Genomic DNA, 16,705 nt, shown 5'->3' with positions numbered 1-16,705 from the left:
CCCACAGGGGCTTTGGATTCAAAAAATGCGACCATTTTGATGCAAAAATTATCCGAAATGAATCAAGTGGAAGAAACCACCATTCTCATGGTGACCCACGATTCCGTCGCAGCCAGCTTTTGCAACCTAAAGACTATGCGTCTATCGATGCTGCTCCAGAAGAACGCGAACGCGGTATCACAATCAACACTGCGCATGTTGAGTACGAAACTGAAAAACGTCACTACGCTCACATCGACGCTCCAGGACACGCGGACTACGTTAAAAACATGATCACTGGTGCCGCTCAAATGGACGGAGCTATCCTTGTAGTAGCTTCAACTGACGGACCAATGCCACAAACTCGTGAGCACATCCTTCTTTCACGTCAGGTTGGTGTTAAACACCTTATCGTCTTCATGAACAAAGTTGACTTGGTTGACGACGAAGAATTGCTTGAATTGGTTGAAATGGAAATCCGTGACCTATTGTCAGAATACGACTTCCCAGGTGACGATCTTCCAGTTATCCAAGGTTCAGCTCTTAAAGCCCTTGAAGGTGACACTAAATACGAAGACATCGTTATGGAATTGATGAACACAGTTGATGAGTACATCCCAGAACCAGAACGTGACACTGACAAACCATTGCTTCTTCCAGTCGAAGACGTATTCTCAATCACTGGACGTGGTACAGTTGCTTCAGGACGTATCGACCGTGGTATCGTTAAAGTCAACGACGAAATCGAAATCGTTGGTATCAAAGAAGAAACTCAAAAAGCAGTTGTTACTGGTGTTGAAATGTTCCGTAAACAACTTGACGAAGGTCTTGCCGGAGATAACGTAGGTGTCCTTCTTCGTGGTGTTCAACGTGACGAAATCGAACGTGGACAAGTTATCGCTAAACCAGGTTCAATCAACCCACACACTAAATTCAAAGGTGAAGTTTACATCCTTACTAAAGAAGAAGGTGGACGTCACACTCCATTCTTCAACAACTACCGTCCACAATTCTACTTCCGTACTACTGACGTTACAGGTTCAATCGAACTTCCAGCAGGTACTGAAATGGTAATGCCTGGTGATAACGTGACAATCGACGTTGAGTTGATCCACCCAATCGCCGTAGAACAAGGTACTACATTCTCTATCCGTGAGGGTGGACGTACTGTTGGTTCAGGTATGGTTACAGAAATCGAAGCTTAATTCGATTTAGTTCCCAGAAGAACAATTATTTAAGTCAGACACTAAAAGAATCTTGCTTTGCAAGATTCTTTTTCATTATGTCACTATTAGTCCGTCTAGCTCCGTTAGGTGTGAGACAAATAAATGATGGCTGTGAAATATTTTTACTTTTCATGGAAAAATTGTTTTGAGAAAGATTCCATCTTTTTTTGGGGGAGTAATTTGTAGATATAAAAAAGACAAACACTAAAATGATGTTTGTCTTTGGTGTGTAGCTCCGTTAGTTGGTCAGTTATAATCATATTAATTAGCAAAACTGATGCAGACCGCTTCTGGGACATGGAAGTCATTAGAAAGTTCTGCTAGACGACCAGTTTCAGGATTGCGTTTAAAGACGGTTGCATTGTCAGAGTCCTGATGGACAGCAATGACAAATTCTTGATCCGGCGTCAAATCAAAATCACGTGGAGTCTGACCATGTGTCGGAACGATTTCTAACAACTCTAAGCTACCATCCGCAAGAATTGTATATACTGCGATAGAATCATGACCACGGTTAGAAGCGTAGAGGTATTTACCGTCTTTAGAGAGACGAATAGCAGCAGTACCATTAAAGCCCTCATAACCGTCTGGTAGAGTTGAAATGACTTGCATGCGTTCAAATTCGCCAACACCATCGTAGATTAGAACCTCGATAGTGCTATTGAGTTCGCAAATGAGATAAGCGATTTTATAATGGTTATGGAAAATAATATGGCGTGAGCCTGCTCCTGGCTGGCTGTGATAGGTATAGAGTTTAGATAATTTTCCTTCTTGATCAAGATCATAAGTGATGACTTGGTCAGTTCCCAAGTCACAAGTCACTAGATAGTGGTCAGGTGTTAAATCTGTATAGTGAACATGTGGAGAAGCTTGATTTTCATGTGGACCTTGGCCACTGTGTTGATCCACATCACTAAGTAGAAGACGACCATCTTCCTGACGTTTATAAACAAAGACCTGTCCCTTGTGGTAGTTTGCTGCGTACACTAAATCACGCTTTTCATCAACGGCAACATAACAGTGGGGTGCTCCCTCTTCCACGACATGATTTAATAAGGTACCGTCAGTTTGATAGGCAGCGATTCCTCCCTTATCGTCTTGGCTACCAACAGTGTATAAATGTTGGTGCTGGTCAAAGGCAAGGTAGGTCGGACTTGGTTCAGGTGCAAAAAGTTCTAAATTTGAAAGCTGACCAGTTTCTGTATCAAAGTCTGCCTTGTAAATCCCTTGGGAAGTCCGACGCGTATAAGTTCCAAAATAAACAGTTTCTTTCATGACTATACCTCTTTATAAAGATAAGTCTATTATATCACAAAATTAATTTATAATATGCTATGCGGTGCAATTCAATGGTATGTAAGCACTTTAAAAAAGAGTTATTTTGATTTAAAAATGGTATAATGAGAGAACAATAGAAAGGAAGTATTTATGGAGCAAAAAGAGAAACATTTTAGCCTATCTTGGTTTTTCAAGTGGTTTTTGGATAACAAGGCAATTACGGTATTTTTGGTAACCTTGTTACTTGGCTTAAATCTTTTTATTTTAAGCAAGATTAGTTTTCTATTTTCACCTGTTTTAGACTTTTTGGCAGTCGTGATGTTGCCAGTCATTCTATCTGGTTTACTATACTATTTACTGAATCCCATTGTTGATTGGTTGGAGAAGCATAAGATTAATCGCGTCATAGCAATCAGTATTGTCTTTGTGATCATCGCTCTCTTTATCATTTGGGGATTGGCAGTCGCTATTCCAAATCTGCAACGGCAGGTTTTAACATTTGCTAAGAATGTTCCAGTATACCTTGAAGATGCTGATCGAGTTATTGATGATTTGGTAACCAAGCGTTTACCAGATGATTTCAGACCTCAGTTAGAGCAAGTTTTGACCAATTTTTCTAGCCAGGCTACAGTTTGGGCAAGTAAGGTTTCTTATCAGGCAGTCAACTGGGTGAGCGCCTTTATTAGCGGGGCATCTCAAGTGATTGTTGCCTTGATTATCGTTCCGTTCATGCTCTTTTATCTTTTGCGTGATGGGAAAGGTTTGCGCAACTATTTGACCCAATTCATGCCAACAAAATTGAAGGAACCTGTTGGACAAGTTTTATCAGATGTGAATCAACAGTTGTCCAACTATGTTCGAGGGCAAGTGACAGTAGCTATTATTGTAGCAGTAATGTTTATCATCTTTTTCAAGATTATCGGTCTACGCTATGCGGTTACGCTGGGTGTTACTGCTGGTATTTTAAATCTGGTTCCTTATCTTGGTAGCTTCCTAGCCATGCTCCCTGCCTTAGTATTGGGCTTGATTGCTGGGCCAGTCATGCTTTTAAAAGTTTTAATTGTCTTTATTGTAGAACAAACTATTGAGGGCCGTTTTGTGTCTCCATTGATTTTGGGAAGTCAATTAAACATTCATCCCATTAATGTTCTCTTTGTCTTGTTAACTTCAGGATCAATGTTTGGTATTTGGGGAGTTTTACTCGGTATTCCGGTTTATGCCTCTGCTAAAGTTGTCATTTCAGCCATTTTTGAATGGTATAAGGTAGTCAGTGGCCTATATGAACTAGAAGGAGAGGAAGTCAAGAGTGAACAATAGTCAACAGATGCTACAGGCTTTGGAGGAACAAGATTTAACCAAGGCTGAGCACTATTTGGTCAAAGCTTTAGAAAATGATTCAAGTGAGCTTCTTTATGAGTTAGCTACCTATCTAGAAGGAATTGGTTTCTATCCTCAGGCCAAGGAAATTTACCTGAAAATCGTAGAGGATTTTCCAGAGGTTCATCTAAATCTAGCAGCAATTGCTAGCGAGGATGGTCAAATCGAAGAAGCTTTTGCTTATCTAGAGGAAATCCAACCCGACAGTGACTGGTATGTTTCTGCTTTGGTTCTGAAGGCAGACCTTTACCAGCTGGAAGGTTTGACAGATGTGGCGCGTGAGAAATTATTGGAGGCCTTGACCTACTCAGAGGATCCTCTCTTGATATTGGGCTTAGCAGAGTTGGATAGTGAGTTGGAAAATTACCAAGAAGCTATTCAAGGCTATTCGCAATTAGATAATCGTACTATTTATGAGCAAACGGGCATTTCCACCTATCAACGGATTGGCTTTGCCTATGCCCAGTTAGGGAAATTTGAAACAGCTACAGAGTTTTTAGAAAAAGCTCTGGAGTTAGAATACGATGACCTAACTGCTTTTGAGTTGGCCAGTCTTTACTTTGATAGAGAAGAATACCAAAAAGCTGTCCTCTACTTTAAGCAGCTTGATACCATTTCACCTGATTTTGAAGGCTATGAGTATGGTTACAGTCAGGCCTTACATAAGGAACATCAAGTTCAAGAAGCCCTGCGTATTGCTAAGCAAGGTTTGGAGAAAAATCCCTTTGAAACTCGTCTCCTGCTAGCCGCTTCACAATTTTCTTATGAATCACATGATGCTAGTGGAGCAGAGAACTATCTCCTTACTGCAAAAGAAGATGCTGAGGATACGGAAGAAATCTTACTCCGTCTAGCCACTATCTATCTAGAGCAGGAGCGTTATGAAGACATTCTAGATTTACAAAGTGAGGAGCCAGAAAATCTTTTGACCAAGTGGATGATTGCTCGTTCCTATCAAGAAATGGACGATTTGGATACTGCCTACGAGCATTATCAAGAGTTGGCAGGAGATTTAAAGGATAATCCAGAGTTTCTGGAACACTATATCTATCTCTTACGTGAATTGGGTTATTTTGAAGAAGCAAAAGTCAATGCGCAAGCTTACTTAAAACTGGTTCCAGATGATGTACAAATGCAAGAATTGTATGAGAGATTGCAGGAATAAAATGTTTTAAAGCTATATCTTATCATTTTTCATAGTATCATCTACAGGTTATTTTATCTATTGTATGGTGAGAGTATATTTGAGTTATTGTGTTTGTATTCGAATTTACAATACAATACATAAGAAGTGAGATAAGTAATATTTTTAAAAGCACAATCTTAGATTTTATAACAATAAAAAGAAAAGTTCTCATTTTATAAGAAACTCAGACTGAAAACAAAGCCCTTAGATTAAAAGTTTCTAAGGGCATTTTTTCTAAAGTCGTATAATAGATGTCAGAAAAGTTGTGAGATGTTTCCTATGTTTCATAAAGAAAATCCAGACAATAACCGCAATCAGGTTGTCTTTTACACGCTAGATGAACTCGTTCCGCAAGAACATTTTCTTAGTCAGATTGGACAAGTTATTGATTTTCCTTCATCTATGACTAAATCGTATCCAATAACCACAAATATACTCACAAAGTGTTGATAATCAAGCTAAGTTTATAAGTGAGTAACTGGAAGTTAAGATTGACTTAGTTCGGAAAAAGCAAGGAAAACAGGGAGGGAAAGTTTTTTGTTTTGCATTGAAAAGTATTTTGTAGAGGTTTCAAATTTTTTAAGGATAGGAGATCTGGAGAAATAAAAAAGACAAACACTAGAATAATGTTTGTCTTCGGTATGGAGTTCTCATTTAATGAGAACCTAGTTACAATTAGTTTTTAGAAGCTTCTTGGAATTCTGGGTTTTTCCATGCTTCGTCAATGATAGCTTGTAATTCTTTAGCAGATGCTTGCATTTTTTGAGTTTCTGCGTCGTTCAATGGGATATTTACTGGACGAACAATACCATGTGCACCAACAACAGCTGGTTGACCGATAAAGACGTTTTTAACTCCGTATTGACCTTCTTGGAATACTGAAAGTGGAAGTACTGCGTTTTCATCGTCAAGGATTGCTTTAGTAATACGAGCAAGAGCTACTGCGATACCGTAGTATGTTGCACCTTTTTTGTTGATGATTGTGTAAGCTGCGTCACGAACACCTTCGAACAATTCAATCAATTCAGCTTCTTGAACATTTTGAGTGTCTTTAAGGAATTCTTCAAGGTTTACACCAGCGATGTTAGCGTGTGACCAAACAGCGAACTCAGAGTCACCGTGTTCACCCATGATGTAGGCGTGCACTGAACGAGCATCAACATCCAATTTTTCAGCAAGTGCTTGACGGAAACGAGCTGAGTCAAGTGAAGTTCCTGAACCGATAACGCGTTCTTTAGGGAATCCAGAGAATTTCCATGTTGAGTAAGTCAAGACGTCAACTGGGTTAGCAGCAACAAGGAAGATACCTTTGAAACCTGATTCAACAACTTGAGTTACGATTGATTTGTTGATAGCAAGGTTTTTACCTACAAGGTCAAGACGAGTTTCACCTGGTTTTTGAGGCGCACCTGCAGTAATCACAACAAGGTCAGCGTCTGCACAGTCAGAGTATTGAGCTGCATAGATTTTTTTAGGTGAAGTGAAAGCAAGGGCGTGACTAAGGTCAAGCGCGTCACCAACAGCTTTTTCATGCAATTGTGGAATTTCGATAATTCCAAGCTCTTGTGCAATTCCTTGGTTAACAAGTGCAAAAGCGTAAGAAGAACCTACAGCACCATCACCGACAAGGATAACTTTTTTGTGTTGTTTAGTTGAAGTCATTATTCTAAACATCTCCTTAATTTTATTCAGGGATTTCCCCAGTTATTTCAATTCTATCACTTTTAAAAAGCTTTGTCACGGATATGCTTTGCAGTTCTTGATGTAAACGTTTTAGTGGTTTTAGATACCTGAAATATGGCGGACATTATGGTATAATATATTTTATACTAATAGTGAAATGAGGCATTTATTAATGCAGGATAAAAATTTAGTGAATGTCAATCTGACAAAGGAGATGAAGACGAGCTTTATCGACTACGCCATGAGTGTTATCGTAGCGCGGGCCCTTCCTGATGTTCGAGATGGCTTGAAACCTGTTCACCGTCGGATTCTCTACGGAATGAATGAATTGGGTGTTACTCCAGATAAACCTCATAAAAAATCTGCTCGTATTACAGGGGATGTTATGGGTAAATATCACCCACACGGGGATTCCTCTATCTATGAAGCCATGGTCCGTATGGCTCAATGGTGGAGTTACCGTTACATGCTTGTAGATGGTCATGGGAACTTTGGTTCCATGGATGGTGATGGTGCTGCCGCCCAGCGTTATACTGAGGCACGTATGAGCAAGATTGCTCTGGAGATGCTTCGTGATATCAACAAAAATACAGTTGATTTCGTTGATAACTATGATGCCAATGAACGTGAACCTTTAGTCCTTCCAGCTCGTTTTCCAAATCTTTTAGTTAATGGAGCTACTGGTATCGCTGTCGGTATGGCGACCAATATTCCACCTCATAACTTGGGTGAAACTATTGATGCTGTGAAGTTGGTCATGGACAATCCTGAAGTGACCACTAAGGATTTGATGGAAGTCTTGCCTGGGCCAGATTTTCCAACTGGTGCCCTGGTTATGGGGAAATCAGGCATTCATAAGGCTTACGAAACTGGTAAAGGTTCTATTGTTCTTCGTTCTCGTACTGAAATTGAAGAAACTAAGACTGGCCGTGAGCGCATCGTTGTAACAGAATTTCCTTATATGGTTAATAAAACCAAGGTGCATGAGCATATTGTTCGTTTGGTTCAGGAAAAACGCATTGAGGGCATCACAGCAGTACGTGATGAGTCAAACCGTGAAGGTGTTCGATTTGTTATCGAAGTCAAGCGCGATGCCTCAGCCAATGTCATCCTTAATAATCTCTTCAAGATGACCCAGATGCAAACCAACTTTGGTTTCAATATGCTTGCTATCCAAAATGGGGTGCCGAAGATTTTGTCTCTTCGTCAGATTTTGGATGCTTATATCGAACACCAAAAAGAAGTGGTTGTTCGTCGTACTCGTTTTGATAAGGAAAAAGCAGAAGCGCGTGCTCATATTTTAGAAGGTCTCTTGATTGCGCTAGACCACATCGACGAAGTGATTCGTATCATCCGTGCTAGTGAAACGGATGCGGAAGCACAAGCTGAGTTGATGAGTAAATTCAAGTTATCTGAACGTCAAAGTCAAGCCATTCTTGATATGCGTCTTCGTCGTTTGACAGGTTTGGAACGTGATAAGATTCAGTCTGAGTATGATGATCTCTTGGCTCTGATTGCCGATTTAGCAGATATTCTTGCTAAGCCGGAACGTGTTTCACAGATCATCAAAGATGAATTAGACGAAGTTAAACGTAAATTTGGTGACCAACGTCGTACTGAATTGATGGTCGGTGAAGTCTTAAGCCTCGAAGATGAGGATTTGATTGAAGAATCGGATGTCTTAATTACACTGTCTAACAAGGGTTACATCAAACGTCTGGACCAAGCTGAGTTCACTGCTCAAAAACGTGGTGGTCGTGGTGTCCAAGGTACAGGTGTTAAGGATGACGACTTTGTTCGTGAGTTAGTATCAACTAGCACGCATGATCATTTGCTCTTCTTTACAAATAAAGGACGTGTTTATCGTCTTAAAGGTTATGAAATTCCTGAATATGGCCGTACAGCCAAGGGATTGCCGATTGTCAATCTTTTAAAACTGGATGAAGGCGAAAGTATTCAGACTATCATCAATGTTGAATCTGAACGCAGTGATGATGCTTACCTTTTCTTCACAACCCGTCATGGCATTGTGAAGAGAACCAGCGTCAAGGAATTTGCTAACATTCGTCAAAATGGACTTAAAGCACTGAATCTGAAAGATGAAGATGAGTTGATTAATGTCTTGTTGACAGAAGAAGATACGGATATTATCATTGGTACCAAGTTTGGTTATGCAGTTCGCTTTAATCAATCAGCCGTTCGGGGAATGAGTCGTATCGCTACGGGTGTGAAAGGTGTTAATCTCCGTGAGGGGGACACAGTAGTTGGTGCTAGTGTAATCACAGATCAGGACGAGGTTCTTATCATCACTGAAAAAGGATATGGTAAGCGCACAGTTGCGACTGAATATCCAACAAAAGGTCGTGGTGGTAAAGGGATGCAAACTGCTAAAATTACTGAAAAGAATGGTTCCCTTGCTGGTCTTATGACAGTTAAAGGTGATGAAGATTTGATGATTATCACTGATACTGGTGTCATGATTCGAACCAATGTTGCTAATATTTCACAAACAGGTCGCTCAACTATGGGAGTTAAGGTGATGCGCCTGGATCAAGATGCCAAAATTGTAACCTTTACAACAGTGGCAGCCGCAGAGAAAGAAGAAGTTGGGACAGAAAACGAAACAGAAGGTGAAGCATAATGTCTCATAAAAAGAATAATAAGAAAATCAAACGAAAAAATCTGCTGACAAATATCTTGGCTGTATTCCTCATACTGATCTCTATTGCTTTGATTTTTAATGCAAAGATTCGTGATGCATTTATTGCTTGGAATAGTAATAAATACCAAGTTAGTCAAGTATCAAAAGAAAAAATAGAAGAAAATCAGGACACAGAGGGAAATTTTGATTTTGATTCAGTAAAAGCCATTTCCTCTGAAGCTGTTTTAGCCTCTCAATGGGATAATCAAAAATTACCTGTTATTGGAGGAATTGCAATACCTGAGCTTGAAATTAATTTACCTATCTTTAAGGGGATTGCAAATGTTAATCTTTTATATGGTGCGGGTACCATGAAGCGTGACCAAGAAATGGGTAAAGGGAATTATTCATTAGCTAGCCATCATATTTTCACAGGTGATAATGCTAGTCAGATGCTTTTTTCTCCACTAGATCGTGCGAAAAAAGGGATGAAAATTCACTTGACAGATAAGAATAAAGTGTATACCTATGAAATTAGTGAAGTGAAACGAGTTACACCAGATAGAGTAGATGAAATTGATGACCGAACTGGTGTTGATGAAATTACTTTAGTAACTTGTGAGGATGCAGCAGCTACTGAGCGGATCATTGTAAAGGGTGATTTGAAAGAAACAAAAGATTATTCACAAACATCTGACGAAATTTTGACAGCCTTCAATCAACCATATAAACAATTTTATTAGTTCTAAAAGAATCAGTGAAGATTAAGTTTCATTGATTCTTTTAATATTTTCGTAAAATAAACTTTTATGAAATACAGAAAACGTTTCCTTAATTCTAAAGTTTGTGATATAATTATCACAAATAAAAGTTTTAGGAGTTTATTATGGTTTCTTCAGAATTTATCTCAAAGATTGAATTTGCTTGCAAGAAGAAAGAAAGTCTTTATAGTCAAAGCAAATTTAAGTATGCGATTCGTTCGATGTTCGCAGGTGCATTTTTAACCTTCAGTACAGCTGCAGGTGCAGTTGGAGCTGACTTGATTAATAAAATTGCACCGGGTAGTGGACGCTTCCTATTCCCATTTGTCTTTGCTTGGGGATTGGCCTACATTGTTTTCTTGAATGCCGAGTTGGTAACATCAAACATGATGTTCTTAACTGCTGGTAGTTTCTTGAAAAAAATCTCTTGGAGAAAAACAGCTGAGATTTTACTTTACTGTACCTTGTTCAACCTTATCGGGGCCTTGATAGCAGGTTGGGGCTTTGCTCATTCGGCAGCCTATGCACATCTAACTCACGATAGCTTCATCTCAGGTGTTGTTGAGATGAAGTTAGGCCGTTCAAATGAATTAATCTTGCTTGAGGCGATTTTGGCAAATATTTTCGTTAATATTGCGATTCTTTCATTTGTTTTGGTCAAAGATGGTGGTGCTAAACTATGGCTCGTTTTATCAGCGATTTACATGTTTGTATTCTTAACAAACGAGCACATCGCTGCGAACTTTGCTTCTTTCGCGATTGTAAAATTCAGTGTTGCTGCGGATTCAATTGCTAACTTCGGTGTTGGAAATATGCTTCGTCACTGGGGTGTAACCTTCATTGGAAACTTTATCGGAGGAGGCCTCTTGATGGGTCTTCCATATGCCTTCCTCAATAAAAATGAAGATACTTACGTAGATTAAGAAAATGAGCACGATTAAGTCGTGCTTTTTCGTTTTTAAAATAGGGTAATAGCTATTTCTTATATCAAAATATAGAAAACTGATATTTGTAAACTATACCTTAAGGTGCTACAATATCCTTAATCAAACTATTTGGAGGTCGCCTTATGACTCGTGATTTTAAATTTGAAACTTTGCAACTACATGCTGGTCAAGTTGTGGATCCAGCTACCAAGTCTCGTGCAGTGCCAATTTATCAGACAACATCCTTTGTTTTTGATGACACGCAGGAAGGTGCCGATTTGTTTGCCTTGAGAAAACCAGGGAACATCTATACTCGTATCACAAACCCTACAACAGCTGCCTTTGAAGAAAGAATCGCTGCTCTTGAAGGTGGTGTCGGAGCTCTTGCAACCGCATCAGGTATGGCTGCAGTGACTTATACGATTTTGGCGCTTGCTCATGCTGGTGATCATGTAGTAGCGGCATCAACTATTTACGGCGGGACTTTCAACCTCTTGAAAGAAACCCTTCCTCGTTATGGTATCACAACAACCTTTGTGGATGTGGATAATTTAGAGGAAGTGGAAGCAGCGATCAAAGACAATACCAAGCTTGTATTGATTGAAACCTTGGGCAATCCCTTGATTAACATTCCTGACTTGGAAAAATTGGCTGAGATTGCTCATAAACATCAGATTCCACTTGTTTCCGATAATACCTTTGCTACACCTTATTTGATTAACGTTTTTTCTCACGGTGTAGATATTGCCATTCACTCTGCGACTAAGTTTATCGGTGGACATGGTACGACAATTGGAGGAGTGATTGTCGATAGCGGGCGTTTTGATTGGGCAGCTTCAGGAAAATTCCCTCAATTTGTTGAGGAAGACCCAAGCTATCACAACTTGAGCTATACTCGTGATGTGGGGGCAGCAGCCTTTATTATCGCTGTCCGTGTTCAATTGCTTCGTGATACAGGTGCAGCCTTGTCACCATTTAATGCCTTTCTCTTACTCCAAGGACTTGAAACCCTTTCTCTTCGTGTGGAACGTCATGTACAAAATGCAGAGAAAATTGTTGATTTCCTTGTCAACCATCCTAAGGTAGAAAAGGTCAATTATCCAAAACTAGCAGATAGTCCTTACCATGCCTTGGCTGAGAAATACTTGCCAAAAGGTGTGGGTTCAATCTTTACCTTCCATGTCAAAGGTGGAGAGGCAGAAGCACGCAAGGTAATTGATCATTTAGAAATCTTCTCTGACCTTGCAAACGTGGCAGATGCCAAGTCTCTTGTTGTCCATCCAGCAACAACCACTCACGGTCAATTGTCAGAAAAAGACCTAGAAGCAGCAGGTGTCACACCAAACCAAATTCGTTTGTCAATAGGACTTGAAAATGTAGATGATTTGATCGAAGATTTGCGCTTGGCCTTGGAAAAAATTTAAAGAAAAAGAAGATAAACAGTGGGTTTCGACTCACTGTTTTTGATTTTCCCTCAGGCATGATATAATGGTTACAGAAGTCTAGAAAGAGGAACGATATGAACGAAATCAAATGTCCCAACTGTGGGGAAGTCTTTACAGTAAATGAAAGTCAGTATGCCGAACTTTTGTCCCAAGTGAGAACAGCAGAGTTTGATAAGGAATTGCACGATCGCATGAAGCAGGAACTGGCTTTGGCAGAGCAAAAAGCCATGAATGAACAACAGTCTAAACTAGCTCAAAAAGACCAAGAAATTGCTCAATTACAGAGTCAAATCCAAAATTTTGATACAGAAAAAGAATTGGCAAAGAAAGAGGTTGAACAGACAAGTCATGAGGCTTTATTGGCTAAGGATAAGGAAGTACAGGCCTTAGAAAACCAATTGTCGACCTTGCGTTTAGAGCATGAAAATCAACTCCAAAAGACCCTTTCTGACCTAGAAAAAGAACGAGATCAGGTTAAAAATCAACTTCTTTTACAAGAAAAAGAAAACGAGCTTTCTCTTGCTTCTGTTAAACAAAACTATGAAGCTCAGCTCAAGGCAGCAAGTGAACAAGTTGAATTTTATAAGAATTTCAAAGCCCAACAATCGACAAAAGCTATCGGGGAAAGTCTGGAACACTATGCAGAGAGTGAGTTTAACAAGGTCCGTAGTTTTGCCTTTCCAAATGCTTACTTTGAAAAGGATAACAAGGTTTCTGCGCGTGGGTCTAAGGGGGACTTTATCTTCCGTGAATGTGATGAAAATGGGGTCGAAATCATTTCCATCATGTTTGAGATGAAAAATGAAGCTGATGGAACAGAGAAGAAGCACAAGAATGCAGATTTTTACAAGGAATTGGACAAGGACCGTCGTGAAAAGAACTGTGAATATGCGGTTTTGGTGACTATGCTTGAGGCCGATAATGACTACTTTAACACAGGGATTGTTGACGTTAGTCACGAGTATGAAAAGATGTATGTGGTTCGCCCTCAGTTCTTTATCCAGTTGATTGGGCTTTTGAGAAATGCTGCGCTTAATTCTCTAAAATATAAGCAGGAGTTGGCCTTGGTTCGGGAACAAAATATTGACATTACGCATTTTGAGGAAGATTTGGACGCCTTTAAACTAGCTTTTGCCAAGAACTACAACTCTGCTTCGACCAACTTTGGCAAAGCTATTGATGAAATCGACAAGGCCATCAAACGCATGGAAGAGGTTAAGAAGTTCCTAACCACATCAGAAAACCAACTCCGTCTAGCTAACAACAAATTGGAAGATGTTTCTGTTAAAAAATTGACCCGGAAAAATCCAACTATGAAAGCGAAGTTTGAAGCGCTGCAGGGGGAGTAGTATTACCTTAGAAACAGGAGTTCCTATGAAAAAAACTTTGAAATTTTCGGATATCTATATTGCATATTTACCACTAGTTGTGTTTCTTCTTAATCTCCTATATGGTCTTTTAAATATTGAAGGGGTAGGTGACTCAGACTCAAGATATAGTTTATTATTTGGTGTTTTTGGCCTTGTTCCAACAGTCTTAGGCTACGGAATTAGCTTTTTAGCCAATCTTATTGTAGGTATAACTTATGTGATAAAGGCAAAAAATCGAACGAAATGTCTGATTGCATTCCTATTGATTGGCAATATTTTTTTAGCAATTTTTCTGATGTTTGTGCTAAGATTTAAAATGATCGTTTCCTTTGACTTTATAAAAGATATTGACCTTTGGAGTTTCATTTTTTCATTATTTTTATTTCCGTATTTAGATTGGATTTATCAAAAGGTTGAGTACAATCAAAAAGTGAGTAGATTTGTAGTCATTATAGTATTAGCGGGAACTCTTTCTCCATTTCTAGGCAGTGAAATTCAAACTTACTTGAGAAATAATGCCAAAGTACAACAATTACAAGAGTTTTATCATTCTAGGGATTTGAACTACGAATTAACACTTAAGTCTTCATACTATGATAGTAATATTTCCGATGTAGGTGTCTTTGATGTTTTCGATAAGGGAGTTACCATAAAAGTGGGTGCTAAGTACACGCGTCAAAAATTGAAATATGTTACTTTCATTGATCAAGACTACGGCCTAAAGGAATTTATAAAAAATGCTGTTTCAAGTGATGAAGCTCAAATAGTTCTAAAAGATTTTAGGTCAGTAGTAGAAGATGCTATTAAAAAGAAAGGTTATGATTTATCTGTATTTGATGCTGAAGATCAACCATTAGCTAGCCCAGGTTTTCAAATATCACGTTCATTTAGAGTCACTTCTTTTATTAAAGAAAAAGCAGTTCAAAATCAAAACTCATCTAGTCCAGAAAAACAAGCATTTGGAGGATATGCAGCAATTTCTCTTAAAGACTATATGAAAGAGGGAGCCCTTCGTTTATGTTTAACACTTAGTGAACGTGACAAATTGAAGTTAGATGACATTGATTTTTCAGGACTCTCCGATGGACACTACATGATCAATAATGAATATTTTATAGTGAACAACGGAATGTATACAATAGTTGAAGATGAAGGTGATTTTGAAAATTTTTTACAGAGAGAATCTAGTAAACAATTTTATTTGGAGGATTTTTATAAAATTGAAAAGCTTAATTAAATTATTAGCAAATAAAGATGTAAAATTTCTTTATAATATTTGTATTCGATTATCTACATATTTATTAGTTGTTGCAGTTTATATAGCAATTTTGGGTTTGTTTTTATTGTTTAAACAGAATATTATTGCAGTACGTTATCTGTTATTTTTGTCGGTATTATTTATAGTTATTGGCATCTTTTTAAATTTATTGACATGGAAAGTTCTTCTATATTGGAAGGTGGTTTTGATTGATTTTAAGAAATATCAATTTTTCTTTGAATACAATGTTAGTCATTCCAATAAGTTTAATAAGAAATTTAATGAAGTAAGTTTTGAATTAATCACAGGAGAATTATCTTACCTCAGAGGAGATTTTTTATTATCACTTAGTCAATATTCAAATATCAATCTTTCTAATATTTCTAAAAAAAATAGAAAAATATTTGAATTGAAGAAATTATATTATAATTTTCTATCTTCTATCCATATTCAAGATGAGCAAAATATTGCTTTCTTTGAGGAACAATTGTCCAAGGCGCCAGATTCGAAAGATGGTAAGGCTAAACTCGTTGCTAAAGCTCAAGCCATAAAAGATATTGTGTTCAATAAAGAAGCGAACGACTACTTCGACACCACCGAACCAGAAAATAAATTAGCTCGAATCATGTTCTCTTATTACGGAGCTCTCAATGCTCAGCTAAAAGGTGATGAAGAACGTACCCGTAGTCTGTTTGAAAGTATCGCCCATGAAAATCCAGAACTCTTTTGTGTACAGGAAGCGAAGAAATATTTAGGAAGTAATAATGTTTCCTAGTACCTTTCGTTTAAATTAAGTAAAAGAGAGTAACCAGGTCAAACAAGACTACGCAACAGTTAAAACTACTAATGAGACGGGGGTAAGAACGATAGATCATCTCACTCAAATTTTTAATACAACTGGTGAGGTAGTTAGTGGTACTTTTAATACAACTGGTGAGGTAGTTGGTATTGCTTTTAATTGGGTTGTAGAGCATCCTAAGGAAGTAGTAATTGGAGTTGTAGTAGCTACTGCATTCTTCTTTGGCGGGGACTTGTCACAGCTGGAGGTGCTTTACTAGCTTATTTAGCTAGTTTGTTTGTATAAATTAGTTTGTAATTTTTTATAGGAGTTTTTTATGTTAGATAATATTTCTAAGAATATCTCGAATTGGTCATCAATTCGAATCTGCAGTATACTGGAGGTTTTTATTTTATTTTATCTACGTTGGACAATTATTGCAACAGCACTTAGTTTATTATTCGTAAAATCAACCGTCGTTACTACATTATTGCTCATATTTCTAACATTACTGACTATTATCGTTGTAATAACTCATTTTTTAGTAAATCACGTTGCAGAAGTTATTTTATACGAGCAAGTGAATTTTATAAAATATATTTCTCTTTTAACTGAAACTTATGAAAGGCGGCCTGATAATAAAACAGGGAATTTAAATGCCTTAAATCTGGGTTTAGCTAGGTGTGCTTTCTATCAAGGGAATTTTAGTGAGGCAATCCAATATGCTGAACGAATAAGAGTTACAAGTTCTAAATTGAATTTGAAACGTATTTATGAACTAAACATCGTATTTATAG

Annotated in this window: 12 protein-coding genes and 1 pseudogene; 11 read left to right on the top strand and 2 right to left on the bottom strand. The window is 38.2% G+C overall.

What is annotated here, in order from left to right; all coding sequences use genetic code 11:
- The first annotated feature begins 50 nt into the window (after positions 1-50).
- The gene (tuf, locus tag LG372_RS09345; protein ID WP_413252017.1) at positions 51-1,184 is read left to right on the top strand and encodes an elongation factor Tu; all 1,134 of its coding nucleotides are present in this window, start codon (positions 51-53) and stop codon (positions 1,182-1,184) included.
- Positions 1,185-1,466: 282 nt separating this feature from the next.
- Here the strand turns inward: tuf and LG372_RS09340 are convergent, their stop codons facing one another.
- Positions 1,467-2,480, bottom strand: coding sequence for a lactonase family protein (locus LG372_RS09340; protein ID WP_070479286.1), 1,014 nt, complete (start codon positions 2,478-2,480; stop codon positions 1,467-1,469).
- Positions 2,481-2,633: 153 nt separating this feature from the next.
- Between LG372_RS09340 and LG372_RS09335 the strand changes: the two genes are divergently transcribed.
- Both LG372_RS09335 and LG372_RS09330 read left to right on the top strand, forming a co-directional pair.
- Positions 2,634-3,800: an AI-2E family transporter gene (locus LG372_RS09335; RefSeq protein ID WP_225742672.1), complete on the top strand. Its 1,167-nt coding sequence runs from the start codon at positions 2,634-2,636 to the stop codon at positions 3,798-3,800.
- Complete coding sequence (locus LG372_RS09330; RefSeq protein WP_225742671.1) at positions 3,790-5,025, top strand: tetratricopeptide repeat protein; 1,236 nt, start codon at positions 3,790-3,792, stop codon at positions 5,023-5,025. Before LG372_RS09335 ends, LG372_RS09330 begins: the two co-directional genes overlap by 11 nt.
- 696 nt (positions 5,026-5,721) lie before the next feature.
- Here the strand turns inward: LG372_RS09330 and LG372_RS09325 are convergent.
- Positions 5,722-6,708: an L-lactate dehydrogenase gene (locus LG372_RS09325; protein WP_023942623.1), complete on the bottom strand. Its 987-nt coding sequence runs from the start codon at positions 6,706-6,708 to the stop codon at positions 5,722-5,724.
- A gap of 193 nt (positions 6,709-6,901) precedes the next feature.
- Between LG372_RS09325 and gyrA the strand changes: the two genes are divergently transcribed.
- The 8 genes and pseudogenes from gyrA to LG372_RS09285 all read left to right on the top strand — a co-directional run.
- Complete coding sequence (gene gyrA, locus LG372_RS09320) at positions 6,902-9,370, top strand: DNA gyrase subunit A (protein WP_094753193.1); 2,469 nt, start codon at positions 6,902-6,904, stop codon at positions 9,368-9,370.
- Complete coding sequence (locus tag LG372_RS09315) at positions 9,370-10,113, top strand: class A sortase (protein ID WP_033681684.1); 744 nt, start codon at positions 9,370-9,372, stop codon at positions 10,111-10,113. The genes gyrA and LG372_RS09315 overlap by 1 nt, the downstream gene beginning before the upstream one ends.
- A 143-nt stretch (positions 10,114-10,256) precedes the next feature.
- Entirely contained in the window at positions 10,257-11,054 is a 798-nt protein-coding gene (locus LG372_RS09310) for a formate/nitrite transporter family protein (RefSeq protein WP_000254773.1), read from the top strand.
- A gap of 146 nt (positions 11,055-11,200) precedes the next feature.
- A complete protein-coding gene (locus LG372_RS09305) occupies positions 11,201-12,481 on the top strand; it encodes an O-acetylhomoserine aminocarboxypropyltransferase/cysteine synthase family protein (protein WP_042751050.1) in 1,281 nt (426 codons plus the stop codon).
- A 95-nt stretch (positions 12,482-12,576) separates the two neighbouring features.
- Positions 12,577-13,851 (top strand): DUF2130 domain-containing protein, encoded by a 1,275-nt coding sequence (locus tag LG372_RS09300; RefSeq protein ID WP_225742670.1) that lies wholly within the window; start codon positions 12,577-12,579, stop codon positions 13,849-13,851.
- A gap of 25 nt (positions 13,852-13,876) precedes the next feature.
- Positions 13,877-15,109 carry a hypothetical protein gene (locus tag LG372_RS09295; RefSeq protein ID WP_045606729.1) on the top strand — a complete coding sequence of 411 codons (1,233 nt, stop codon included), beginning with the start codon at positions 13,877-13,879 and terminating at the stop codon, positions 15,107-15,109.
- On the top strand, positions 15,093-15,905 hold the full coding sequence (locus tag LG372_RS09290) for a hypothetical protein (RefSeq protein ID WP_225742669.1): 813 nt from the start codon (positions 15,093-15,095) through the stop codon (positions 15,903-15,905). Before LG372_RS09295 ends, LG372_RS09290 begins: the two co-directional genes overlap by 17 nt.
- A 340-nt stretch (positions 15,906-16,245) precedes the next feature.
- A pseudogene (locus tag LG372_RS09285) lies at positions 16,246-16,705 on the top strand (tetratricopeptide repeat protein); the annotation flags it as partial.

The sequence above is a fragment of the Streptococcus sp. Marseille-Q5112 genome (genome assembly GCF_916700555.1).
Lineage (GTDB): Bacteria > Bacillota > Bacilli > Lactobacillales > Streptococcaceae > Streptococcus > Streptococcus symci.
Note: the sequence above shows the minus strand (reverse complement) of the source record. Positions and strands in the feature narration are given on the sequence as shown.

What these genes read in the sequence shown, in the direction of transcription:
- LG372_RS09335 (WP_225742672.1), top strand. Translation starts at nt 2,634, where the DNA reads ATGGAGCAAAAAGAGAAACATTTTAGCCTATCTTGGTTTTTCAAGTGG.
- gyrA (WP_094753193.1), top strand. Translation starts at nt 6,902, where the DNA reads ATGCAGGATAAAAATTTAGTGAATGTCAATCTGACAAAGGAGATGAAG.
- LG372_RS09300 (WP_225742670.1), top strand. Translation starts at nt 12,577, where the DNA reads ATGAACGAAATCAAATGTCCCAACTGTGGGGAAGTCTTTACAGTAAAT.
- LG372_RS09315 (WP_033681684.1), top strand. Translation starts at nt 9,370, where the DNA reads ATGTCTCATAAAAAGAATAATAAGAAAATCAAACGAAAAAATCTGCTG.
- LG372_RS09295 (WP_045606729.1), top strand. Translation starts at nt 13,877, where the DNA reads ATGAAAAAAACTTTGAAATTTTCGGATATCTATATTGCATATTTACCA.
- LG372_RS09305 (WP_042751050.1), top strand. Translation starts at nt 11,201, where the DNA reads ATGACTCGTGATTTTAAATTTGAAACTTTGCAACTACATGCTGGTCAA.
- LG372_RS09310 (WP_000254773.1), top strand. Translation starts at nt 10,257, where the DNA reads ATGGTTTCTTCAGAATTTATCTCAAAGATTGAATTTGCTTGCAAGAAG.
- LG372_RS09340 (WP_070479286.1), bottom strand. Translation starts at nt 2,480, where the DNA reads ATGAAAGAAACTGTTTATTTTGGAACTTATACGCGTCGGACTTCCCAA.
- LG372_RS09325 (WP_023942623.1), bottom strand. Translation starts at nt 6,708, where the DNA reads ATGACTTCAACTAAACAACACAAAAAAGTTATCCTTGTCGGTGATGGT.